Origin of the sequence: Streptomyces bobili, assembly GCF_002154575.1 — a bacterium.
GTDB classification, from domain to species: domain Bacteria; phylum Actinomycetota; class Actinomycetes; order Streptomycetales; family Streptomycetaceae; genus Streptomyces; species Streptomyces bobili.
This window is the reverse complement of sequence record NZ_MUBA01000135.1, coordinates 1-21,228: the sequence shown is the minus strand read 5'-3', so window position 1 is coordinate 21,228 and position 21,228 is coordinate 1. Positions and strand designations below refer to the sequence as shown.

Annotated in this window: 15 protein-coding genes and 1 tRNA gene; 5 read left to right on the top strand and 11 right to left on the bottom strand. The window is 71.3% G+C overall.

All coding sequences use genetic code 11. The features are described from left to right. Nucleotides 1-237 precede the first annotated feature (237 nt). The gene (locus BZL64_RS12285) at nucleotides 238-2,433 is read left to right on the top strand and encodes an elongation factor G-like protein EF-G2 (RefSeq protein ID WP_086769006.1); all 2,196 of its coding nucleotides are present in this window, start codon (nucleotides 238-240) and stop codon (nucleotides 2,431-2,433) included. A 187-nt stretch (nucleotides 2,434-2,620) separates the two neighbouring features. Beyond that, the gene (locus tag BZL64_RS12280; RefSeq protein WP_086769003.1) at nucleotides 2,621-4,282 is read left to right on the top strand and encodes a hypothetical protein; all 1,662 of its coding nucleotides are present in this window, start codon (nucleotides 2,621-2,623) and stop codon (nucleotides 4,280-4,282) included. A gap of 135 nt (nucleotides 4,283-4,417) precedes the next feature. Here BZL64_RS12280 and BZL64_RS12275 read toward each other — a convergent pair whose 3' ends face one another. After that, on the bottom strand, nucleotides 4,418-4,978 hold the full coding sequence (locus BZL64_RS12275) for an HIT family protein (protein ID WP_086769000.1): 561 nt from the start codon (nucleotides 4,976-4,978) through the stop codon (nucleotides 4,418-4,420). Between the two features lie 67 nt (nucleotides 4,979-5,045). Here BZL64_RS12275 and BZL64_RS12270 point away from each other — a divergent pair, with 67 nt between their 5' ends. Next, complete coding sequence (locus BZL64_RS12270; protein WP_086768998.1) at nucleotides 5,046-5,732, top strand: potassium channel family protein; 687 nt, start codon at nucleotides 5,046-5,048, stop codon at nucleotides 5,730-5,732. Nucleotides 5,733-5,766: 34 nt separating this feature from the next. Here the strand turns inward: BZL64_RS12270 and thrS are convergent, their stop codons facing one another. The 3 genes from thrS to BZL64_RS12255 form a co-directional block, all read right to left on the bottom strand. Beyond that, nucleotides 5,767-7,743, bottom strand: coding sequence for a threonine--tRNA ligase (gene thrS, locus BZL64_RS12265; RefSeq protein WP_086768996.1), 1,977 nt, complete (start codon nucleotides 7,741-7,743; stop codon nucleotides 5,767-5,769). 91 nt (nucleotides 7,744-7,834) lie between these two features. Next, a complete protein-coding gene (locus BZL64_RS12260) occupies nucleotides 7,835-9,070 on the bottom strand; it encodes a hypothetical protein (RefSeq protein WP_086768994.1) in 1,236 nt (411 codons plus the stop codon). Beyond that, nucleotides 9,067-9,633 (bottom strand): DUF4365 domain-containing protein, encoded by a 567-nt coding sequence (locus BZL64_RS12255; RefSeq protein ID WP_086768992.1) that lies wholly within the window; start codon nucleotides 9,631-9,633, stop codon nucleotides 9,067-9,069. Before BZL64_RS12255 ends, BZL64_RS12260 begins: the two co-directional genes overlap by 4 nt. Nucleotides 9,634-9,826: 193 nt before the next feature. Between BZL64_RS12255 and BZL64_RS12250 the strand changes: the two genes are divergently transcribed. Continuing rightward, nucleotides 9,827-10,552 (top strand): 3'-5' exonuclease, encoded by a 726-nt coding sequence (locus BZL64_RS12250; protein ID WP_086768990.1) that lies wholly within the window; start codon nucleotides 9,827-9,829, stop codon nucleotides 10,550-10,552. Nucleotides 10,553-10,623: 71 nt separating this feature from the next. Here BZL64_RS12250 and BZL64_RS12245 read toward each other — a convergent pair. Beyond that, nucleotides 10,624-10,695, bottom strand: a tRNA-Val gene (locus BZL64_RS12245). Between the two features lie 39 nt (nucleotides 10,696-10,734). After that, the gene (locus BZL64_RS12240; RefSeq protein WP_086768988.1) at nucleotides 10,735-11,181 is read right to left on the bottom strand and encodes an SRPBCC family protein; all 447 of its coding nucleotides are present in this window, start codon (nucleotides 11,179-11,181) and stop codon (nucleotides 10,735-10,737) included. A 93-nt stretch (nucleotides 11,182-11,274) separates the two neighbouring features. Here BZL64_RS12240 and BZL64_RS12235 point away from each other — a divergent pair, with 93 nt between their 5' ends. After that, on the top strand, nucleotides 11,275-13,608 hold the full coding sequence (locus BZL64_RS12235; protein WP_244205313.1) for an SCO7613 C-terminal domain-containing membrane protein: 2,334 nt from the start codon (nucleotides 11,275-11,277) through the stop codon (nucleotides 13,606-13,608). A 19-nt stretch (nucleotides 13,609-13,627) separates the two neighbouring features. On the opposite strand, the gene BZL64_RS12230 is transcribed toward BZL64_RS12235, so the two are convergent. The 5 genes from BZL64_RS12230 to BZL64_RS12210 all read right to left on the bottom strand — a co-directional run bounded on the left by BZL64_RS12230 (nucleotide 13,628) and on the right by BZL64_RS12210 (nucleotide 20,217). After that, nucleotides 13,628-16,366, bottom strand: a complete 2,739-nt coding sequence (locus BZL64_RS12230; RefSeq protein WP_086768984.1) for an exo-rhamnogalacturonan lyase family protein — start codon at nucleotides 16,364-16,366, stop codon at nucleotides 13,628-13,630. Nucleotides 16,367-16,462: 96 nt separating this feature from the next. Beyond that, entirely contained in the window at nucleotides 16,463-17,074 is a 612-nt protein-coding gene (locus BZL64_RS12225) for a hypothetical protein (RefSeq protein WP_086768982.1), read from the bottom strand. Between the two features lie 10 nt (nucleotides 17,075-17,084). Continuing rightward, nucleotides 17,085-17,960, bottom strand: coding sequence for a carbohydrate ABC transporter permease (locus BZL64_RS12220; protein ID WP_086768980.1), 876 nt, complete (start codon nucleotides 17,958-17,960; stop codon nucleotides 17,085-17,087). Further along, nucleotides 17,957-18,913, bottom strand: coding sequence for a carbohydrate ABC transporter permease (locus tag BZL64_RS12215; RefSeq protein WP_086768978.1), 957 nt, complete (start codon nucleotides 18,911-18,913; stop codon nucleotides 17,957-17,959). Before BZL64_RS12215 ends, BZL64_RS12220 begins: the two co-directional genes overlap by 4 nt. Nucleotides 18,914-18,927: 14 nt before the next feature. Continuing rightward, complete coding sequence (locus tag BZL64_RS12210) at nucleotides 18,928-20,217, bottom strand: ABC transporter substrate-binding protein (RefSeq protein ID WP_086768976.1); 1,290 nt, start codon at nucleotides 20,215-20,217, stop codon at nucleotides 18,928-18,930. Nucleotides 20,218-21,228: the final 1,011 nt, after the last annotated feature.

Sequence of the window (21,228 nt, the reverse complement as noted above, 5' to 3'; positions counted from 1 at the left end):
TGCGCGGCCGTCGGGCACCCGGGGCCGGTGTCACGGCCGGGCCGCTCGGGGGCCGCGGCGTCGTCGCGGGCGGGCCCGTGCCCGGCCGGGTTCATGGCCTCGTCGCGTCCTTCGTATGGACGCACCGTGACGGGAGTGGAAAGCTCGAAGGACCGCGGGCGTCGCCGGAGCCGCCACCGCACGCGGAGCCGCCGTGTCCGCGCCCCGATGACCTCACCGTGCACGGGAGGCAGACAAATGGGCGACAAGGCGAACACACACACCGGAGCCGCCGGCAGGGCTACGGCGGCCGACCACCCCGCGTCCGTACGGAATGTGGTGCTGGTCGGCCACTCCGGATCGGGCAAAACGACATTGGTGGAGGCTCTCGCGCTGACAGCGGGAGCGGTGAACCGGGCGGGCCGCGTGGAGGACGGCGGCACCGTCTCCGACTACGACGACATCGAGCACCGGCAGCAACGTTCGGTGCAACTCTCCCTGGTGCCCGTCGAATGGGACGGCATCAAGATCAACCTCCTCGACACCCCCGGATACGCCGACTTCGTCGGGGAACTCAGGGCCGGTCTGCGCGCGGCGGACGCGGCCCTCTTCGTCGTCTCGGCCTCGGACGGCGTGGACGGCTCGACGCGCATGGTGTGGGACGAGTGCGCGGCCGTCGGCATGCCACGCGCGATCGTCGTCACGCATCTGGAGTCCGCGCGCGCGGACTTCGAGGAGATGACGAGCATCTGCGCACGGGCCTTCGGCGGCGACGACCCCGACGCCGTACTGCCGCTGTACCTGCCGCTGCACGGCCCGCAGGCGCCGGACGGGCACGCGCCCGTGACGGGACTGACCGGGCTGCTGTCGCGGAAGCTGTTCGACTACGCCTCCGGCGAGCGCAAGGAGTCCGAGCCGGGCGAGGACGAGCTGCCCGGGATCGAGGAGGCCCGCAACCGGCTGATCGAGGGGATCATCGCCGAGAGCGAGGACGAGACCCTCATGGACCGCTATCTCGGCGGCGAGCAGATCGACGTGAAGACGCTGATCGGCGATCTGGAACGGGCCGTGGCACGCGGCACCTTCTTCCCCGTCCTGGCCGCGGCCCCGGCCGCCGAGGGCGCCCGGCAGGGCATCGGCACCGTGGAACTGCTCGAACTGGTCACCCGCGGTTTCCCGACACCGCTGGAGCGCGAGGCGCCCCGCGTCACCACGGTCGGCGGCGAGCCGCGCGCGCTGGACCTGTGCGATCCGGACGGGCCGCTGGTCGCGGAGGTCGTGAAGACGGCCTCCGACCCCTACGTCGGCCGGGTCTCCCTGGTCCGCGTGTTCTCCGGCACCCTGCGCCCCGACCAGACCGTCCACGTCTCCGGGCACGGGCTCACCGACCGCGGCCACGAGGACCACGACGTCGACGAGCGCGTCGGCGCCCTGTCCGCGCCCTTCGGCAAGCAGCAGCGGGCGCTGACGCACTGCATCGCGGGCGACCTCGCGTGCGTGGCGAAGCTGACCCGCGCGGAGACCGGCGACACACTCTCCGCCAAGGACGACCCGCTGCTGATGGAACCGTGGCAGATGCCCGACCCGCTGCTGCCGCTGGCCATCCAGGCACACAGCAAGGCCGACGAGGACAAGCTCTCGCAGGGGCTCTCCCGGCTGGTCGCCGAGGACCCGACGATGCGGCTGGAGCAGAACCAGGGCACCCACCAGGTGGTGCTCTGGTGCCTGGGCGAGGCCCACGCGGACGTCGCCCTGGAGCGGCTGCGCACGCGTTACGGCGTGCAGGTCGACGTCGTCCCGCACAAGGTCTCCCTGCGGGAGACGTTCGCCGCGAGGTCGTCCGGGCGCGGGCGGCACGTCAAACAGTCGGGCGGGCACGGTCAGTTCGCCATCTGCGAGATCGAGGTGGAGCCCCTGCCGGGCGGTTCGGGCATCGAGTTCGTGGACAAGGTCGTGGGCGGCGCGGTGCCGCGCCAGTTCATCCCCTCCGTCGAGAAGGGCGTACGGGCGCAGGCCGCCAAGGGCGTCGCCGCCGGTCATCCCCTCGTCGACGTCCGCGTGACCCTCCTCGACGGCAAGGCGCACTCGGTGGACTCCTCCGACGCCGCGTTCCAGACGGCCGGAGCGCTCGCCCTGCGAGAGGCCGCCGCGGACGCGAGGATCCATCTGCTGGAGCCGGTGGCCGAGGTGAGCGTGCTGGTCGGCGACGAGTACGTGGGCGCCGTGATGAGCGACCTGTCGGGCCGGCGCGGCCGGGTGCTGGGCACCGAGCAGACGAGCGGCGGTCGCACGCTGGTGCGCGCCGAGGTGCCCGAGATCGAGATCGGCCGGTACGCGGTCGACCTGCGTTCCCTCTCGCACGGCACGGCCCGCTTCCACCGCGCGTACGCCCGGCACGAACCGATGCCGGCACAGGTGGCCGAACGGATCCGCCAACAGGAGCGGGACGGCTAGGGATTGGGGAGCGGACACCCTCAAGTGGCCGGTGTGGAACGTGTGCCTCCGATCCGGCGGGCGGCTTCGGCCGTCCGCCGACGGATGTCCGTGCCTGGATATACGCTGATGACCTGATCAACAGGTGTGCGGAGTACGGAAGTCGGGAAGGCCGCAGAAGCGACAGTGGCGGCGATCGGGGGCGGGAATGACCGTGGGCAGCGGTTACGCGGACTTCTTCGGACCACAGGTGCCCCAGCAGGGCGACGGCGGGCAGACGCCGACCGTCGCGCTGGCCTCGGCCGCCTACCGGGACAACCCCGTCGAGGACATCAAGAAGGCCGACAACGAATGGCATCAGTCGACGGTCGACACCGGCCGCGGCTGGGCCAAGATCTTCCGGCCCAACCTCGGCGAGGCGTTCTCCCAGGCGGTGATCGACCGCATGCTGGGCGTCGGCCGCAAGCCGCTCATCCAGTCGTTCGGCAGCGACCCGCAGGCGGTCGTCGAGCACTGCCTGGCCGCCAACCGGATCCGCCGCGAGCGCGACCGGAAGCTCACCGGCGTCATGGTGCTGTGCGGTGTGCTGTTCCTGCCGGGCCTCCTGGTGTGGCTGCTGGTCTTCCAGCTCCGGGCCACCATGGTCAAGGCGGACAACAAGCGGGTCTCCGGACTGGCCACCGGTCTGCTCGTGGCCGTCGGCGCCCTCGCCGCGCTCTTCCTGCTCCGCATGCCGTTCTCCGGCCCGGCCGGGTGGTACGCGCGCGGTGCGGTCGTCGCCCCGGTGGCCGGCTGGTTCCTGGCCAAGCGGATCTGCGAGGGCACGGCGAAGGACCTGCGCGAGCGCTGGGACAGCCTGCTGTCCGGCACCAGCGTCGGCGCCAAGGTCCCCGAGGCGGTGCCGACCAGCCCCAGCCAGACGGCGGCCGAGCAGCTGCGCCAGTCGCTGGCCCGGCTCAGCGCCGAACAGCAGTCCAACTCCGTCTTCTACGCCGGCCCGAAGGGGATACTCGGCATGGGCACCCGCTGGGGCGCCTGGCACCTCGCGGAGGAACTGACCCCGATCGACCCCGTCAAGGGCGTCCACGAGTTCCGCAGCTGGACCGTCGTACGGGCCATCCACGACCAGCTCCAGCTACTGCACCGGCAGAGCCTGAAGACCGGCGGTTTCCCGCCTCCTTCGGTACGGCACTGGATCGTCACGCCGGTCGGCGAGAACGCCAAGGCGGTGGCCCGGCCTGAGGGCACCGACGTGGAGGCGTACCAGGTCAAGCCGCGGGCCGTGGAGGACATCTGCAACAACCAGCAGTTCGGCGGCGGCGACCGGCACTACCTCGGCGTCCAGTGGCCGCTGTGGGACGGCCAGTTGATCATCACCATGCTGATCACCGTGACCGTGCTGCACGAGACGCTGCGCATCGAGGTCACCGGCCATGCGCTGGGCCCGGTGAACTCCCTGTTCACCAGCAAGCCCGAGGCCCCCACCAAGGAGGTCGCCAAGACCGTCCGGTTCTGGGAGACCCGCAAGATCAGCCTGCCCCTGGTCACCACCGACGAGGTGGTACGGGTGGCCGCGCGCGCCACGATCAGCTGGTACCCGCCGCTGCTGAACTGGCTCGGCGGCTCCATCGGCCTCCCCGAGCCCTTCGGCCTGCGGCACTCCTGGGCCGACCAGCCGTGGCGGCACCGCTTCATGGCCGACGACGCGCTGCGCGCGGCGACACCGGTGCTGCGGGTGGTGCACTCGGCCGCACTGCGGGTGCTCAAGGAGCACGACGTGGACACCGAGAAGTTCAGCTCACGCTCGTCGGCCCTCAGCGGGGCGGTCCAGGACCTGACACCGAAGAAGGCGGACACCTACGACGCGTAGGCCTCCGGCGGTGCGGCGGGGTCACTCACGCGGGTCCGTTGTGGCCGGCGTGCCGGGGGCTGCCGCCCCCGGGTCCCCGCTTCGGCATGGGACGGCGTCCTCCTCAAGCTCCCCCGGACGGGCCGCAGGAACACCTCACGCGGTCGGCCAGGCCTCCGCCAGCATCTTCCGGGTGTCCGCCAGCAGTTGCGGCAGCACGCGCGTGTGGCCGACCACCGGCATGAAGTTCGTGTCGCCGCCCCAGCGGGGCACGATGTGCTGGTGCAGGTGCGCGGCGATGCCCGCGCCCGCCACCGCCCCCTGGTTCATGCCGATGTTGAAGCCCTGGGCGCCGGACGCCGTGCGCAGGGCCGTCATCGCCTGCTTGGTCAGTTCGCCCAGCTCCGCCGTCTCCGGCCCGGTCAGGCCGGTGTAGTCGGCCACGTGCCGGTAGGGGACGGTCATCAGGTGGCCGCCGTTGTACGGGTAGAGGTTCAGCACGGCGTACACATGCTCGCCCCGCCGGACCACCAGGCCGTCCTCGTCGGACTTCGCCGGGATCGCGCAGAACGGACAGCCGTCGTCGGCTCCGGGGCCCGTGGGCTTGTTCTCGCCCTGGATGTAGGCCATCCGGTGCGGGGTCCACAGGCGCTGGAACGCGTCCTGCGTCCCCACTCCGATCTGCTGTTCCGGCTCACTCGTCATGCCAAGCAGCATATGGCTTCGCCCGTTCGCGGCGTGTCGGCGGGGTGAGCGCGAAAGGCTCGCGGGCCAAGCTGGGCCGATGACCGCAGACAGCCGCCTGATCCGCTGGGAACGGCGCACCGAGCTGCCCCTCGCCCTCACCTCGCTGGCCTTCCTCGCCGGGTACGCCGTCCACGTCCTCGCCACCGGCCTGCCCGACGCCTGGCGGGATCTGAGCCTGTCGGTGCTGTTCGCGGCGTGGGCGCTGTTCGCCGTGGACTACGCGGTGCGCTGGCGGCTCAGCGGACAGGGTCCGCGCTTCGTCCGGCAGCACTGGCTGGACACCCTGGTGGTGCTGCTGCCGCTGCTGCGCCCGCTGCGGATCGTACGGCTCTACGAGGCCGTACTGCGCCGGCGCGGGGAGCCGCGGCTGTCGCTGCACGCGCGCGTGATCGTCTACGCCGGGGTGTCGACGCTGCTGCTCGGCTTCGCGGGGGCGCTCGCCGTCTACGACCAGGAACGCGGGGCGCCGGGCACGGAGATGCACACGTTCGGGGACGCCGTGTGGTGGGCGTGCTCCACCCTGTCCACCGTGGGCTACGGCGACGTGACGCCGGTCACTCCGACGGGCCGGTTCATCGCGGTCGGCCTGATGGCGTGCGGCCTGGCCCTGCTGGGCGCGGTCACCGGGTCCTTCTCGTCCTGGCTGATCCAGATCTTCTCCGGTGAGGACGAGCGGGCGGGCGCACCCGGGGCCGGAGACGGGACGGGGCCCCCGGAGAGCTGACTCCCCGAGGGCCCCGCGTCCCGCTGCGAACCGATCAGACCTGCGTGCGTTCCTCGACGACCTTCGCGATCTTCGCGATGGCCTCGTCGAGCGGGATGCCGTTCTCCTGGGAACCGTCGCGGTAGCGGAAGGACACCGAGCCGTTCGACATGTCCTCGTCGCCCGCGATGACCATGAAGGGCACCTTCTGCTTCTGGGCGTTGCGGATCTTCTTCTGCATCCGGTCGGAGGAGGAGTCGACGTCGACCCGCAGCCCCTGCTTCTTCGCGGCCGCGGCGAACTTCTCCAGGTACTCCACGTGCGCGTCGCCGATCGGGATGCCGACCGCCTGGACCGGGGCCAGCCACGCCGGGAAGGCGCCCGCGTAGTGCTCCAGGAGCACGGCGAAGAACCGCTCGATGGAGCCGAACAGCGCGCGGTGGATCATGACCGGGCGCTGCTTGGAGCCGTCCGGGCCGGTGTATTCGAGGTCGAAGCGCTCCGGCAGGTTGAAGTCGAGCTGGATGGTCGACATCTGCCAGGTGCGGCCGATCGCGTCCTTGGTCTGGACGGAGATCTTCGGACCGTAGAAGGCGGCGCCGCCCGGGTCGGGGACGAGCGGGAGGCCCTGCTTCTCGGCGACCTCGCGCAGCGTCTCGGTTGCCTCCTCCCAGACCTCGTCCGAGCCGACGAACTTCTCCGGGTCCTTGGTGGACAGCTCCAGGTAGAAGTCGGTGAGGCCGTAGTCGCGCAACAGGCCGAGGACGAAGGTGAGCGTCTTGTCGAGCTCCTCCGACATCTGCTCGCGCGTGCAGTAGATGTGCGCGTCGTCCTGGGTGAAGCCGCGGGCGCGGGTCAGGCCGTGCACGACTCCCGACTTCTCGTACCGGTACACGGTGCCGAACTCGAAGAGGCGCAACGGCAGTTCACGGTAGGAGCGGCCGCGCGCGTCGAAGATCAGGTTGTGCATCGGGCAGTTCATGGGCTTGAGGTAGTAGTCCACGCCCTCGTCGAGCTGCATGGGCGGGTACATGCCGTCGGCGTACCAGTCCAGGTGGCCCGAGGTCTCGAAAAGCTTCCCCTTCGTCGCGTGCGGGGTGTAGACGAACTCGTAGCCCTCCTCCTCGTGGCGGCGGCGCGAGTAGTCCTCCATGACCCGGCGGACGACGCCGCCCTTGGGGTGGAAGACGGCGAGGCCGGAGCCGATCTGCTCGGGGATGGAGAACAGGTCCAGCTCGCTGCCCAGCTTGCGGTGGTCGCGCTTCTCGGCCTCGGCGAGGAAATCGAGGTGCGCCTTCAGCTCGTCCTTGGACGGCCAGGCGGTGCCGTAGATGCGCTGGAGCATCGGGTTCTTCTCGCTGCCGCGCCAGTAGGCGGCGGCGTTGCGCATCAGCTTGAAGGCCGGGATGAGGCGGGTGGTGGGCAGGTGGGGACCGCGGCAGAGGTCCTTCCAGCACAGCTCGCCGGTCTTGGCGTCCAGGTTGTCGTAGATGGTCAGCTCGCCGGCGCCGACCTCGACGTCCGCGCCGTCGTCGTGCGAGGCGGAGCCCTTGAGGCCGATCAGCTCCAGCTTGTACGGCTCGTCGGCCAGCTCCTCGCGGGCGGCGTCGTCGGTCACGACGCGGCGGGAGAACCGCTGCCCGCGCTTCTGGATCTCCTGCATCTTCTTCTCGACGGCCTTGAGGTCCTCGGGCGTGAACGGCCTCTCGACGTCGAAGTCGTAGTAGAAGCCGTCCTTGACGGGCGGGCCGATGCCCAGCTTGGCCTCGGGGAAGATCTCCTGCACGGCCTGCGCCATGACGTGCGCGGTGGAGTGGCGCAGGATGTTGAGGCCGTCCTCGGAGGAGATCTCGACGCCCTCCACGGTCACGCCGTCGCGCAGTTCATGGGCGAGGTCCCTCAGCTCGCCGTCCACGCGTGCGGCGACGATCGAGCGCTCACCGGCGAAGAGGTCGGCGGCCGTGCTGCCCGTCGTCACCGTGCGCTCTTCCCGCTCGGAATCGCGTTGGATGATCACACGGACGTCTGACACCGGTCTCTCCTGACTGAAGGCGGATGCGCGGACCTGATTCCATCGCCGCGCAATAGGCGATCGTACCGACCCGGCACCGCCCTCCGCGAAATCAGTCCCCTCCGCACGCCTCCTCGAACACGGCCGTGATCTCCGCGGTCTCCTGGAGGGACTTCATCAGCCGGTCCCGTTCGGCGTCGTCCACCTGTACGGGGACCACGCCGCGGGCGCCGGTGAGCCTGCGGAAGCCGCCCCGGCGCTCCAGCCGGCCCTGCACCCGCACGGGCAGTCCGACGAGGTGGGCCTGGCCGGCGATGCGGTAGTCGTCCTCGTCGAGGGTGAGCCGGACGTGCGGGACGTCGGCGCCGGCGATCACCCGCAGCCGTACGCCGCCCTCGCCGCGCGGCCCGGACCGGCGCAGCCGGACGACCGTGCCGGTGATCCGTACGGGCACGGAGGGTTCCTCGCGCACATAGCGGGCGCCCGCCTCGCGCAGGGCGGGCAGGTCTCCGGGGGAGAACTCGACGGGCTCGGCGGTGGCGGCGCAGTCCTCGGGGACGCCGGCGGCGGGCGCCCAGGCGACGGCGACCCTGGCTCCCTCGGTGCCGCGGACGAGGCTGACGAGCGACTCGGTCAGTTCGCGGCTGGCGCCGGCCTCGACGGCGCTGTCGAAGGCGTCCATGCCACCGGTGGCGCGCCGGTAGTCGATGGCCTCGCGGACGGCGTACAGCGCCTGGTGGAGGCGTACGGCGAGGGGGCGGGCCGGGGTCACGGGTACGAAGGCGGTCAGGCCGCGGCCTTCTGCGGCGGTGCCGACGAGGACGCTCTCCAGCAGCGCGCCGGCCGACCGCCGGTGCCGGGCGCCGTGGTAACCGGCCCGCGCGCGGGTGGCGAGCGCGCCGGCGAGGAGCATCTGCCGGGCGGCGCCGCGCAGCTGTTCCTCGACCGCCCAGGAGACGGCCCCCACCGCTTCGGCGGGCCCGGCCGGGGAGTCCCGCCACCAGCGGATCTCGTCGCTCGGTACGGCGAGGGCGACCAGCACCTCGCGGGCGGCGGGCGTCTGGCTGCGGGCCAGCGCCAGCAGCGCCTCGCCGAGCAGGTCGTCGCTGTCGGGGAAGGCGCGGTTCACCGGTACGAGGAGGCTGGTGCCGCCGCCGCCCGGTCCGGGCGGGGTCCAGCGGCCGTAGCGTCCGGCGGCGCCCCCGCGGCGCTGCCAGCCGTGCCGGCGCAGCAGGGCGCCGAGGACGGCCGGGTCGACCTCGGCGGCCTCCGGCGGCCGGTCCCAGGCGGGGTCGACGGGGTGCGGCCGTACCGGCCTCAGGGGCTCGTCCGGTGGGCGGTGGGTCATGGTCTGCCTCCCGTCCCGACCCGCGTCATGATCTCGCACAGCGCCCGGTCGTCGAAGATCCGTGCGGTCGGGATCCGCACGGTGGTGCGGGTCCGGCCGGTGACCGGATGCCCGGCCAGGTTGACCCAGTAGCAGCAGTGCCGCAGGTCGAGCCGGTCGTGGCCGGCGCGCAGCCACTGGTCCTGCGACCGCGGGACGATCATCACGACGAGGATCTTGTGCACCGAGACCGGGGTGCGGGCGAGCTTGCGTAGGTGGTCGTTGTCGAGCGTGAAGGAGAAGGAGCGCCCCGGAGGGTGGGGCGGGAGCTGGTACGTGGCCTTCAGCTGCACCTTGATGGTCACCTCGTCGTCGACGGTGTGACCGGGGGCGCTGTGGCTCACGTGCCAGTCGATGCCGTTGTCGGGGAACGGCTGGGACAGCGAACAGCCCGCGGCCGCCGCGACCGCGTGGAGATAGCCGACCTGGAGTGTCTCCATGCACGCCGTGGTGGCGAGTGAGCCGCGGAGGGGGCCCGTGCGTTCGGGCAGCAGCCCGCCACGCTCGGGCTGCGCTATCGCCATGACCGGACAGCCTTCCGAGCAGAGGGGAGCCCCGCGTCGGGGGCTGGGAGGATTTCCGCGTCGAGCCCCTGAACTGGCAAGACCCGTACTCCTGTTGTCTCCTAGCGGCGTACGGCGCAAACAGCCCGGGTATCACCAGAACGGCAGAAGACGGCGCGTCAGCTGCCGTGGGTGAACGAGGGGTTGTGGTGGTATGACGTGTTGGTACGAGGGGCCGCTGGCGGCCTTCGACACGGAGACGACGGGCGTCGACGTCGAGACCGACCGGATCGTGTCGGCCGCGCTGGTCGTGCAGGACGGGCCGGGCCTGCGGCCCCGGGTGAGCCGGTGGCTGGTGAATCCGGGCGTGCCGGTGCCCGAAGGGGCGACGGCGATACACGGCCTGACGGACGAGCACCTGCAGCGCAACGGCCGCTGGCCCGCGCCGGTGATGTACGAGATAGCCGAGCTGCTCGGCGAACAGGCGGCTGCCGGGCGGCCGTTGGTGGTGATGAACGCGCCGTTCGATCTGACGCTGCTCGACCGCGAGCTGCGCCGGCACCGCGCGTCCTCGCTGGGGCACTGGCTGGAGCCGGCGCCGTTGCGGGTGCTGGACCCACGAGTCCTGGACAAGCACCTGGACCGCTACCGCAAGGGCCGCCGCACGCTCACCGACCTGTGCGGGCACTACGACGTGACGCTGGCCGACGCGCACGACGCGGCGGCGGACGCGGTGGCCGCGCTGGAGGTCGTACGGGCGGTGGGGCGGCGGTTCGCGGCCCGGCTGGAGCGGCTGTCCCCCGCCGAGTTGCACACGCTGCAGGCGACCTGGCACGCGGCGCAGGCCCGCGGGCTCCAGGCGTGGTTCGCGCGCAGCGGCACCCCGGAGACGGTCGACACGTCGTGGCCGCTGCGCCCGGCGCTGTCGGCGGCGGCGTGAGGAGTACGGCGGCGACGACGAGAAGCGCATGCAAAAAGCCGGTCCGCGTGCTGCGGACCGGCCTTTCCCGGTGGGCGATACTGGGTTCGAACCAGTGACCTCTTCGGTGTGAACGAAGCGCTCTTCCACTGAGCTAATCGCCCGGGAACGGACTGAACAATACAGGTCCCCTCGGGTTTCCTTCAAACCGCTTCGAGATACCGGAGCAGCCCGCGCCGCCCTGCCCGCATCATCAGCCGGTGGTTGGCGCGGAACAGCGGACGTCCGGGCACGGCGAACCTCCTGAGCAGCGGCTTGGTCACGTCGACAACCTGCTCGTAGCGGGCGAGGCTGCCGGTGCCGTGCGCGGTGACCGTCCAGCGCGCCCAGCCCTCGATGTCCCCGGTCATCGCGATCTCCAGCACGCCGGCCGCCGGATCCCGCCGCACCTCGCGCGCGGTGAAGGTGAGGGCGTACGGCAGGAGCGAACGGACGGTGACGAGGCCGGTGGTGTCGTCGAGCCGGGTCACCTCGCGGACCTGCGGCCACCAGCGGGGATAGTCCTCGGCCCGCTCCAGCGCCGTGTAGACGGCGGCGGGCGGCGCGGGCAGCGGCCACCGGCTGAGAAAGCGGTAGCGGTTCCGGTCCATGTACCGAGTGTGCCGGTACGGGGGCGGGATCTGAGTACGCCCTGAGTAGCCGCGCTCATGCCGGACGCCGTGACGCGGGCCACACTCCGTTCCATGACGCACATTCCGCCCCCGGCCGAGGAACTGCGGCTCCTCGACGCGGAGCTGTGGCAACTGGACACCCGCCGGGCCCAGTTGCTCGCACGCCGCGCCTGGCTGGTCGCCTCGCTCCAGTCGGTACGCCCGGTCCGGCCCGCGCTGCCCCCGGCCGCGCCCCGCCCCGAGGCGAGCGCCCCGCGGGTCCAGAACGTGCTCCTGCTGCTCGGCGGGATGCTGCTCACCGTCGCGGCGATCGCGTTCACCCTGGTCAGCTGGGGTCATCTCGGGATCACCGGGCGCGCCCTGGTACTGGGCACGGTCACGCTGGCGGTGCTCGCCGCGCCGGTACCACTGCTGCGGCGCGGGCTGCGCTCGACGGCGGAGTCGGTGGCCGGTCTGGGCCTGGCGCTGACGGTGCTGGACGCCTACGCCCTGCACGAGGCGGCCCTCCCCGGCACCGACGGCACGGGCTACGCGGCGGTCGCCGCGGCGGTGCTCGCCGCGCTCTGGACGGCGTACGGCCGCGGTCTGGGCGCCCTGCGGCTGCCGGTGCCCGCCGGACTGGTGGCGGCCCAACTCCCCCTGGTCCTCTGGGCGGTCGCGGCGGGCCCGGACCCGTACGGTGTCGCGACGGCGATGCTGGTGACGGCCGGCCTCGACGCGGTGCTGGCCTTCGGGGTGGCGGCCGGCGCCGTCCGGGTCACGGTCACGGCCGGCGCGTACGGCCTGGGCGGCTGGGGGGTTCTGACGGCCGGCTGGCTGTCCTGGACGGCCACCGGCCCGAGCGCCGCCGCCCGTGCGGCGGCGCTCCTCGCCTTCGCGGCGGTGATCGCCCTGGTGGCCGCCGCGCGGCTGCCGGAGCGGGCCGTCGCGACGGGCACGGCGGTCGCCGGAGGCCTGCTGCTGGTGGCGGCGGGCGGCGGCCCGCTCCGAGTGCCGCTGTCCGCCGGCTGGGCGGTGCCGGTCCATCTGGCCTTCGGCGTCGCGCTGTTGGCGGCGGTGCGTGCGCACCGGCTCGCCGAGCCCGTGCGGCAGGGTCTGCTCCGGGCCTCCGCCGCGGTGCAGGCGCTGGCACTGCTGTGGGCCGTGCCGCTGGTCGCCGTCACGCTGGCGGGCCCGCTCGGCTGGGCCGATCGCCTCTGGTCGGGCGGGCCGGCGGACGCCCGCGCCGCGGTCACCGTACACACGCCGTGGCCGCCGTACGCGGGACAGGCGCTCCTCGTCCTGGTGGCCGTCGCCGGCGTCCTGGCCGTCCTGGCGGTTCGGCACGAGACCTGGCGCCCGCAGGCACGGACCGGAGCGCTGCTGCTGACCTGGGCGGCCTGCCTGGCCCTCCCGGCGGTGCTCGAACTGCCCTACGCAGCAGGCCTGTTGCTGGTGGGTGGCGTGACGGTGGCGGCGGCCTTCCTGCCGACACCGTGGCTCGCCCTGGCCACCTCGCTGCACTTCGCGTTCCTGTCCCTGGCCACCCGGTCGGCGACCCTGACCGTCCTGTCGGCACTGACCGTGCTGGGCGCGACGGCGTCCCGCCGGCCGCGCCTCACCCCGGTCGCGGCGCCGGCCGCCCTCGGGTACGCCACGGCGCTGGCCTGTGCGACGGGTGCCGCGGCGGAGTGGCAGCCGTCGCACACGGCGCTGCTCGTCCTGTGCGTGCCCGTGGCCGCGGCCCTGGCCGCCGGCCGGCTCGGCAGCTCACCGGCGACCCCGCCGGTCGAGGCGGCCGGAACCGCCGCCGCGCTGCTCGCGCTGGGCCTCGCGGTGACCGACCCGCCGATGCTGGCCATGGTGCTGGCGGCCTGCGGTGTGATCGCCGCTGGCACGGCGGCCCGGCCGGAGCGCCGCCGGGCCGGCTACCCGGCCGCCGTCCTGTTCCTGCTGGCCACCTGGGTGAGGCTCGCCGCCTGGGAGGTCACCACCCCGGAGGCGTACACCCTCCCCGTGGCCGTCTGCGCGCTGCTCGTCGGCGCCTGGCGGCGGCACCGCGACCCCCTGACCGCGTCCTGGACGGCGTACGGCCCCGGACTGGCGGCGGCCCTGCTGCCGAGCCTGACCGCGGCCTGGAATGACCCGGATTGGACGCGCCCGCTGCTGCTGGGCGCGGCCGCCCTGCTGGTCACGCTGCTGGGCGCCCGGCACCGGCTGCGGGCCCCGCTGGTCCTCGGCGGCTCGGTGCTGGTGCTGGACGCCCTGCACGAACTGGCCCCCTATCTGGTGCAGGCGGCCGACGCGCTCCCCCGCTGGGTACCCCCCGCACTCGCCGGAGTCCTGCTGCTCGCCGTGGGTGCGACGTACGAGCGCCGGATCCGGGACGTCCGGCATGTGCGGGAGGTCCTGGGGAGGATGACCTAGCCCTCGGTGAACCTGCCCCCTACGACGGCATCTTGTGGCCGAGGAGGGCCAGGTTCTCGATGGCGGCGAGGCCGTAGAGCGAGGTGTCGTTGGTGGCGATCCAGGCTGCCTCGCTGCCCGGCACCAGGGTGACGGGGCCGGTCAGCGGCTCCGTCCTCCAGGGCGCGGACTCCTTGTAGCCGTCCGAGTTGTAGAACTTCTCCCAGGCCCGCTTGGCGAGCTTCTCGTCGCCGGTCTTGACGGCCGCGTACGCGTCGAGGCGCGAGTGGCCCTGGAACAGCAGCAGGGTGCCGAAGTTGGAGCCGTAGCGTGCCGCCTGCTCGGCCTTGGTGGCGTTGAAGTAGCGGCAGTAGTCGAAGTAGGCCTCGTTGAACTTCGGCATGTCGACGAGGTGGATCAGCTCGGCGCACAGCTCGTTGAGGCCGAAAACCGCCGAAAGGTGCGAGACACCGACGGCCGGCTTGTCGGCGACCGCGAACTTCCCCGTGTCCAGGTCGTAGAGGCCGGTGCCCTGCACGAACCCGTTGGGCTGGGCGGCGATCGTCTCCATCGTGGAGAGCACCCGCGCCTTGGCCTTCTCCCACTTGGGGCCCTTGCGCTCCCACTCCGTGAGCCAGGCCGACACCAGCCCGCTCCAGTCCGTGCCGAAGCCGATCGACAGGGCGTGCCGGTCGGGGGTGTACGGCGCGGTGCGGATCTTGCGGATCGGGTCGAGGACGAGGAACGTCTCGTCGGAGTCGACGTTGGCGTGCATGAGGTCGCCGACCCGCTCGTCCGCGGTGAGGAAGTAGTAGTAGCGGCGGTACGTCGTGTTGGCGATGCGCTGCTGCTTGGCACTGTCGGCGTAGTGCTGGATGCCGTGCCGGGTGCCGAGGCCGGCCCACTGGCCGAGGTGGTAGACGTCCACCTCACCGGTGTGCCGGGTCATCGCCTCGGCGAAGCGGAAGATGTCCGACCGGCCGCTGCGCAGGTAGGCGAACCAGAGCCAGAGGTCCGGCGACAGCTCGGAGTTGTCCCAGGCGTAGCCACCGATGTCGTAGCGCCACTGGTGCCGCACGGTGTCGTACGTGTGCATGATGTCGCCGTAGTCCCAGAAGCCGTACCAACGGCGCTGCTCCACCTGGTCCTTGTAGTAGGTGAAGAGGAAGTCGAGGTGGTCCTCGATCTTGGCCTTGGCGGGGGTGGAGCGGTCCGGCTCGGAGTACAGGCCGGGGCCGAAGACCTGCGCCTTGATGAGCTGCTTGGGCGGGGCGGCGAGCTGGGGCAGCACCCGGACGGCCTCGACCTGTTCAGCGAGGACCGCGGGCGTGGGCGTCGACTCGTTGGCCCAGAAGAGGAGTTCGGAGGTACGGGCGATGCCGTAGGGAGTGCCGAAGCCGGGCTCGTAGTCCTCGTAGGTGATGTTGAGGCCCTCGAGCTGCTCGGGGAAGGTGTCCTGCCCCATGCCGTCGTGGTAGAAGCGCAGGTCCATGGGTTGCGCCTCGGGCGACCACAGCCAGAGGGTGACCTCGGCCTCCTCGGTCTGGGCGTCACGGATGTCGAGCTGGGCGGGGTGCTTCTCCCAGAAGTCCCGCAGGCCGAAGGAGAATCCGCCGCTCACGCCGCCGACGTATCCGAAGCCGGAGGCGCGCTTGCCGCCGCCGGCGCCGATCCAGCCGTGGCCCTTCTTGGTGCGCTTGCGCACGGTGAAGCCGTCGGCGGACAGCTGGGAAAGGGTGTAGTCGCCCCACTCGGGGATGTACTGCAGCCGGGTGGTGACCCGCTGGTCCCAGGTGGCCGGGTCGGGCAGTTTCTCGCCCGCGTACTGGGCCGCCTGGACAGCGGCACCCGGGTCCCGGCGCAGGCCGGTGATGCCCTTGACGGCTTCGCGCAGCAGGCCGGTGCCCTCGCCGCCGATGCGGATGTGACGGTCATAGGACTGGTCGCGCATCGGGACGGTGAAGCGCACGCCGAGGCCGCGGATGAAGTCGCCGCTGGCCTTGCCGGGCTCCTGCGTGCCGTCGAAGGTGATGGTGTGCACCATGCGGAAGGAGTCGGCGCCCGCGTAGAAGTAGAGGCGGATCGAGAACGGCAGCCAACTGCGGCTGCCCTTGCGGTGCTTGCCGTCGATGCGGACGACCGCGCGGACCGGGCCCTCCTGCTCGACGGTGACGGCGTCGATGGCCCCGTCGAAGCGTTCGGTCTTGACCGCGCCCTGGTCCCCGTCCTCGATCTCGGGCTGGCGGATCAGCACCAGACGGCCGTTCTTGGCGATCTCGGTGGAGCCGCGGGTGACCGACTTGATGAGGGTGGCACCGGACTTGCCGATCCGCGCGGTGATGACACCGGTCGATACGTCGATGGTGCCGCCGCTCTTGTCGACGGTGACCTTCTTGGCGGGAGCGGCGGGCGCCCCGGCGGCGAGGGTGAGCTTGCCCTCGCCCGAACTCACGGCGTGGGCGGTCCACTTGAGGGATCCGTCGGGCCAGTAGGCGATCGGCCAGGACTGCACGGGGACGTCCTTGCCGCCGGCGTCCGTCAGCGCGAAGGTCTGGTCCTCCTGGTAGGTGCCCATCGGCCAGGGCACGCCGAGCGTGGAGCCGGGGGCGGCACCGAGGCCGCCGTCCTCCAGCCAGTCGAGGGTGACCGGGTCGGCGTCGGCGGGCGCCGTTCTGGGGGCGGCTTCGGCGTCCTTCGCCCCTAGCGCCCAGCTGAACTGGGCGGCGGCTCCGGCGACGGCCGCCGCCTTGAGAAGGGACCTGCGGGGGATGGGGGACATGGCCATTCCTTTCCGTGCGGGTAGCAGTGTGGTCAGGGCATGACAGAGCGAGGTGCGGCGCCGGAGCGCCGACCTGGCGAGAGGGAGGGCCGCCCGTCAGCGGCGCCGGTGGCGCTCCTCCACAGCGACCGCTGCTGCGGCGACGGCCCCGAGGACCGGTACCGCCAGCGGCGCGAGGAACAGGGCGGACAGGGCGACGACGGCCAGCCCGCAGACGACGAGGAGGGACCCGGCGGGATCGAGCACGGTCCGCCGCCCGGCATCCGCGAGCAGCGCCCGCCAGGTGGATTCCGGTGTCCACAGGGCGGCCGCACGCAGCAGGGCCACGGCGAGGCCGATCAGCGCGAGGATGCCGACGGCCCCGACGAACGGTCCACCGGGAAGACCGGCCCGCGCGGCCAGGACGTCCACCCAGACCGCGGCGGCGGCGGCCCAGCCGGCGAGCCCGACGGCCCACCCGCCGCGCACGGCTGCCCGGAAGTCCACGACGAACTCCCGCAAGCCGCTGACCTGATGCGTCGTACGACGCCGCAGGTGCCGTGCGCCGGCGGCGAAGGCCGCGGGGTAGGTGACGACCCCGAGACAGGCCACGGCGATCCACACTCCGGTGAGCAGACACTCCGCGAAGACCGAGAAGCGCTCGCCGAACATGGACTCCCTGCGCCGGCGGCGGTCCTGCACACGGTCCTTCACTCCTGCTTGCGCCATGGTGAGCGCCTCAGCCCTTCAGTCCGGAGGTCGCCATGCCGTCGATGAGATAGCGCTGGAAGGCCATGAAGAAGGCGATGACCGGTACCAGTGCCACCAGCGACATCGCGATCATGCTGCCGTAGTTGGAGATGCCCTCCTGGTCGCGGAACATCATCAGGCCGAGCGAAACGGTGTACTTCTCGGGGGTGTTGAGGTAGATCAACGGACCCATGAAGTCGTTCCACGCGTTGATGAAGGTGAAGATGGCGCTGGTGATGATGGCGGGGCGGCTCAGCGGCAGCACGATGGACCAGTAGGTCCTCAGGTGCCCGCAGCCGTCGAGCTTGGCGGCCTCGTCCAGCTCACGCGGCAGGCCGCGCATGAACTGCACCATCAGGAAGACGAAGAACGCCTCCGTGGCCAGGTACTTGCCCGCGACGAGCGGGACGAGGGTGTCGATGTAGCCGAGGTTGCGGAACAGCACGTACTGCGGGATGAGCAGCACGTGGTACGGCAGCAGCAGGGTGCCGATCATCAGGGTGAACAGCAGGTTCCGCCCGGCGAACCGGATCTTGGCGAAGGCGTAGGCCGTCAGCGAGCTGGAGATCACCACACCGACCACGGCCAGGCCCGCGTACATCAGCGAGTTGCTGAAGAAGCTGCCGATGGAGATGCCGGAGATGCCGTCGGCCAGCCCGGAGAAGTTCGCCCAGACCGGCTCGGTGGGCAGCAGGTCGATGCTGGCGATGATGTCCTTGCTCGGCTTGAACGAGGCGCCGAGCACCCAGATCACCGGGTAGAGGACGACCGCGAGCAGCAGCAGCGCGCCGACGTGCCAGGCGAGGGATCCGGTCCGCCGCCGCTCGTTCCCGCTGCGCACGGCAGGGGTGGTGGCACTGGTCACTTGGCGGCCTCCTCGTAGTGCACCCACTTCTTCTGCGACCAGAACAGGACCGCCGTGACGAGCGCCACCGCGATCACCAGTGTCCAGGCCATCGCGGAGGCGAAGCCCATCTGGGATTCCTTGAAGCCCTTCTGATACAGGTAACAGGTGTAGACGAGGGTGGCGTCGGCCGGTCCGCACCGGCTGTCGGAGACGACGTACGCCGAACCGAACACCTGGAACGCGTGGATCGACTCCAGCAGCACGTTGAAGAACAGCACGGGGGAAATCATCGGCAGCGTGATGTTCCAGAACCGCCGGAAGGGGCCGGCCCCGTCCATCTCGGCGGCCTCGTACAGTTCCTGCGGCACCTGCTTGAGGCCGGCCAGGAAGATGACCATCGGCGCACCGAACTGCCAGATGCTCAGCGCCACCAGGGAGTACAGGACGTAGTCGGGGTTGCCGATCCAGCCGCCGACATCTGCCCCGAAGATCTTCTGCGTACGGTCCACGACGGCGTCGTCGGAGAACAGCGCCCGCCACACGAAGCCCACGGAGACACTGGCGCCGATGAGCGACGGCATGTAGAACGCGGCCCGGTACAGGGCCTGTCCGCGCCGCTTCTGCGCGAGCAGGAGCGCCACGCCGAGCGCGAGGAGCAGCTTCAGCGGTGTGGCCACGACGACGTATTTGAGCGTGACCTCGACCGACTTCTGCCAGCGCGGGTCCTGGAACATCGTCGTGAAGTTGTCGAGCCCCACCCACCGGGGTGGTGTGAACAGGTTGTAGCTGGTGAACGCGTAGTACAGCGACGCGATCATCGGCCCCGCCGTGAGGAACACGAACCCCGCGATCCACGGCGACATGAAGAGATAGCCGGCGAGGTTCTCGCGGCGCCGCCCGCGCCGCCCGGCGTCAGGAGCGGCGGACCGCTCCTTCGCCGGGCGCGCGGGCGCTTCCTTGACGAGCGTCATGGTGGTACGTCCCCTCAGCCCGCGAACGCGGCCTTGGCCTCGCCGAACAGCGCCTTCGCGGCGTCGGCCGGCTTGGTCTTGCCCTGGGCGACCTCACCACCGATCCGCAGGAAGGCCGCTTCGATGACGTCCGCGCCGGACGGGTGCGGGGTGATCTTCCCGAGGACACCGGCCTTGGCGACCTCGTCCTCGTAGGCCGCGACGCCCTTGTTGTTGGGGTCGGTCGGCTTGAAGGCGTCGAACTGCTCGGTGGTGGGCAGGATGCCGCGGTCGTACCCCATGATCTTGCCGACCTCGGCGTCGTGGACCATGAAGTCGATGAACTGGGCCACTTCCTTGGGATGCTTGGTCCCCGAGAAGGCGCTCAGCATCAGCGAACCGAGATACTGACCGGTGTCCTTGCCGTTGGTGGTGGGGATCGGCGCGAGCCCGTAGTCCGACTCACCCTCGCCCTGGTAGCGGATGGAGAAGTTGTCCCAGGTGAACTCGGACGCGGCGAGACCCGCCGAGAGACCGGACTTGGGCGAGACCTGCTCGATCTTCTTGGGGTCGGTGACCAGGCCGGACTTCACCCGCTTGTAGCCGTCCTCCCACCACTGCGTCAGATCGTCCTCGGTGAAGCCGAGATCGCTGTCGGTGAAGAACGCCTTGCCGTTCTGCCGCAGGTACAGGTCGTACAGGTACATGATGGTGAAGTAACCGGTGTCACCGGCGATCTTCAGCTTGTCCTGGATCGTCTGCAGTGCGGCGAAGTACTCGTCCCAGGTCCAGCCGAACTTCGCCTCGACGCCCGCCTTCTTGAAGGCGTTGAGGTCGATGACGAGCGCCATGGTGTTGGCACCGACGGGTATGCCGATCTGCTTGCCGTCGACCTGACCGTTCGCCAGAACGCCGTTGCGGAAGTTCTCCAGGTTCAGATTCCCGGCGTCCGCCTGCGTCTTGAGATCCATCAGAACACCGCGCTTGTCGTACTTGCGCAGGAAGGTGACCGCATTCTGGAAAACGTCCGGCGGATTCCCGCCGGAGGCCTGGGTCTGGAACTTCTCCCAGAACGCAAGATAGTCGGTGAATTCGGGCTTGATCTTGATCTTCGGGTACTTCTTCTCGAAGAGCGCGATCGACTTCTTCATGGCGATGGTGCGCGGCTCGCCACCCCACCACGCGTAACGGATCGTCACCGTTCCGTCCGAGGAGGTCCCGCTGTCTCCCCCACACCCGGTGGTCGCGGCCAGGCCCAGTGTGGCCGCCGTCGCCCCCGCGGCCTTGAGGATCGTTCGCCTCTCAACATTCCTGCTGGTTCGCACAGTCGGGCCCCTCCCGCAGCGTCATTGCCGCTTGCATGAATCGTTTCAAGAAAGCGCTTGCTGGCACAAGGTACGAGGGGGTTCGTGGAGCGTCAATGATTCGGACAGGAATTTCTTGCGAAGGGGGTGCCCGAACGGGGTGCGGGTTGCGGGTGCAAGGCGGCCGTTCGACGGGTCGAAGCGCAGGTGGGAGGCAGAGGTTCGGCGGGCCGGACGAAAGTTGGGGGCTGAAGGCGTGCGGCTGGAATCGGCCGGAGGGCAGCCCTGCCCGCGTCGGACGGGTACGGATCTCGATGCGGGGCGCGACGCGTCGGCGCGACAGGATCGACCAGGGGTACGGGCGAACGGCCGTTCAGCCGCCTCGGCCGGCTGGCGGTGCGGCCGCGACCGACCCCGTCGCCCGACACGGGCACGATCCCGCCGGTCGCACGGCTCTGATGCGGCAGCGCCCCTCTACGCCGACCTACGGCGCACAACGCGCGACCCGGCCGGACGGCGACCACGACCGGCTCCCCACGTCGCCGGGCACGGGCCTACGGCGTCCCGCTCACCGCCGACCGCGCGGGCCGACCATCGCCCCAGCTCACCATGAGGCCAGACACGTCGGCGGGGCATCACACAGTGCGGTCGGCCCGGCCCCTCCACCCACGGCGGACGCGAGCGGCGCTGCGCGTTCAGCCCCCACGGGCCCGCCGGGGTGCCCTGCAGTGACTCCGGCGGCAAGGCGCCACGTGAGGCAGCCACCAGCCCTTTCGTCCACCGAAGGCGCCCTGGGCGGCGCACAGGGCACGGCACCTCGCCGCGGGTGCGAGCCGGCGCGCACGGGGCTCCACCAGCCCGCACGAGGCGACGCGGCACCCTCAAGGCGACCGAGCCGGCCCCACCCCCACCCGGGACCGTCGGCCGGCCCTCACGCACCCCGACTTTCCCGACGCTCCCGATCGCCACCGACAGTGACCAGCCACGAGCACCACCGGGCGGCCACCCGGACACGGTCAGCCACCCGCCACC

Coding starts and splice junctions, on each gene's coding strand:
- BZL64_RS12285 (WP_086769006.1), top strand. CDS start 238: ATGGGCGACAAGGCGAACACACACACCGGAGCCGCCGGCAGGGCTACG.
- BZL64_RS12280 (WP_086769003.1), top strand. CDS start 2,621: ATGACCGTGGGCAGCGGTTACGCGGACTTCTTCGGACCACAGGTGCCC.
- BZL64_RS12275 (WP_086769000.1), bottom strand. CDS start 4,978: ATGCTGCTTGGCATGACGAGTGAGCCGGAACAGCAGATCGGAGTGGGG.
- BZL64_RS12270 (WP_086768998.1), top strand. CDS start 5,046: ATGACCGCAGACAGCCGCCTGATCCGCTGGGAACGGCGCACCGAGCTG.
- BZL64_RS12260 (WP_086768994.1), bottom strand. CDS start 9,070: ATGACCCACCGCCCACCGGACGAGCCCCTGAGGCCGGTACGGCCGCAC.
- BZL64_RS12255 (WP_086768992.1), bottom strand. CDS start 9,633: ATGGCGATAGCGCAGCCCGAGCGTGGCGGGCTGCTGCCCGAACGCACG.
- BZL64_RS12250 (WP_086768990.1), top strand. CDS start 9,827: ATGACGTGTTGGTACGAGGGGCCGCTGGCGGCCTTCGACACGGAGACG.
- BZL64_RS12240 (WP_086768988.1), bottom strand. CDS start 11,181: ATGGACCGGAACCGCTACCGCTTTCTCAGCCGGTGGCCGCTGCCCGCG.
- BZL64_RS12235 (WP_244205313.1), top strand. CDS start 11,275: ATGACGCACATTCCGCCCCCGGCCGAGGAACTGCGGCTCCTCGACGCG.
- BZL64_RS12230 (WP_086768984.1), bottom strand. CDS start 16,366: ATGTCCCCCATCCCCCGCAGGTCCCTTCTCAAGGCGGCGGCCGTCGCC.
- BZL64_RS12225 (WP_086768982.1), bottom strand. CDS start 17,074: ATGGCGCAAGCAGGAGTGAAGGACCGTGTGCAGGACCGCCGCCGGCGC.
- BZL64_RS12215 (WP_086768978.1), bottom strand. CDS start 18,913: ATGACGCTCGTCAAGGAAGCGCCCGCGCGCCCGGCGAAGGAGCGGTCC.